Raw genomic sequence first — 1,730 nt, 5'->3', positions numbered from 1 at the left:
AGCATCCGGTCACGGAGATGGTCACCGGGACGGATCTGGTCCGCGAGCAGCTGCGGGTCGCCGCCGGTGAACCGCTCGGTTTCGACCAGGCCGACGTCGTCCCGCGCGGGGTGGCGATCGAGTGCCGGATCAACGCCGAGGACCCGGCGGCAGGGTTCGTGCCCACACCGGGTGTGGTCAGTGAGTTCTCGGTGCCCGGCGGCCCGTTCGTCCGCGTCGACACCCATGTCTTCGCCGGCTACCAGGTCCCCGCGCTGTACGACTCGCTGCTGGCCAAGCTCGTCGTCTGGGCGCCGGATCGTGAGCAGGCGCTCGCGCGGATGAGCCGGGCGCTCGACGAGCTGCGGTTGGACGGCCCGCACGTGGTGACCACCGCCGCGTTCCTGCGCGACGTCCTCGACCACCCCCGGTTCCGCCGGGCCGAGCACGACACATCCCTCATCAACACTCTGACGGGCGTCCCCAGCCCCTGACGCCTGTCTGATGCGCGGCGTGGCGCCGCCGGCCGGGCCGGGGTGGCATCGGGGCTGACCCGGCCCGGCCTGGTGCGGTCTGGTGCGGACCGATGCCGGAGACGGCGGGTACCCGAAGACCGCTCGAAGCCCTCACGCTTATCAGTCTCTGTCCGACTTTGTCCGGATGGCGCGCCGTACGAGCCCTTCCGGCCCTGGTGACGGGTGGATGTTCCCCGTCCTCATTCTCGTCTACGTTTACGGCACTGCGGCTGGACGTGACCCGCGATCGCGGTCTCCGCGCCTGGTGGGGACCAGGTGGCTCGGAGGCGGGACGGGCAACCGGGACTCGATCCGCTGGAGCGCTGGTCATGTGACCATGCGTGACCCATCGCGCTGTGGCATGCGTCTGGTGAGCGCCGGCCATCCAAAGGGTCAGCGCGACTTTGTCGGTATGTACGCTCATCCGGTCGAAAAGCGTACATACGAACAAAGTCGCGTAGATCATGGTCTGTGTCGGTGGTAGCGGATGAGATCCGCGTTACTTGACCGACACTCTAGGTAGCATTCTGTCACGCTAAGTGCTATTATGATCTTAGTATCAGATCTTGTCGCGCATGCGACGTACTGCCCGATAGCTACGAAACGGACTGTGTAGTGGCTCGGCGCCATACTGTGGCTGCAGTCATCCAAGATGCGCCTGTCACTTTCGAGGAGACCTTCGGGCGCCAGCGAGGAACGCCTATATGGTGAGGTGGGCGTACTCTGTCACCAACGGCGGAACTACGGAGATGTAACTCCGTTCCCGACTGTCCCTGGGGGCACTCACGTGCACGAAGCGCACCGTGTCGATGCGAAACCCGACCCGCTCCTGGCAAGCCAGAGACTGGGCAGATGCCGGTGAGTAGGCAGACCTCACAACTAGTGACAGCAGCGAACCTCGGCACCCTGCTGTCGCCCAGTGCCGAGGCGGTGACAGTTGGCGGCATCACCTGGACACCGACTCAGGCAACCAGTAGAGCGGGGGTGGTCGGAGTGCGGACTACGCTGCCTACGCTGCAGATGCTGGCGCCATGCCCGCCTCCGGTTGGTAGTCAACGCTCTAGCTCCGAGCGAACCCAAGCTCCAGTATCTCGCGGGTCCCGGCAGGGAGGGATTCTCGGCGCGACGCCTGTGCCTTAATGCCCCACATCGTCCGTTTGACGGCACCCACAAGCATCGAGCCGAACCGGGGTCAGTAATCCGGTCGCCTGACGGCGACACCCTGTGTGCGTGAAA

At 65.4% G+C, this 1,730-nt stretch carries 1 pseudogene; it reads left to right on the top strand.

Annotated features, from left to right (window positions below):
* Window positions 1–473 (top strand): annotated as a pseudogene (locus DD1DGNOD_RS17790) (acetyl-CoA carboxylase biotin carboxylase subunit); the annotation flags it as partial.
* Between the last annotated feature and the right edge of the window lie 1,257 nt (window positions 474–1,730).

Source organism: Candidatus Protofrankia californiensis, assembly GCF_900634765.1.
Classification (GTDB): domain Bacteria; phylum Actinomycetota; class Actinomycetes; order Frankiales; family Frankiaceae; genus Protofrankia; species Protofrankia californiensis.
This window is presented reverse-complemented; position numbering and strand designations above follow the sequence as displayed.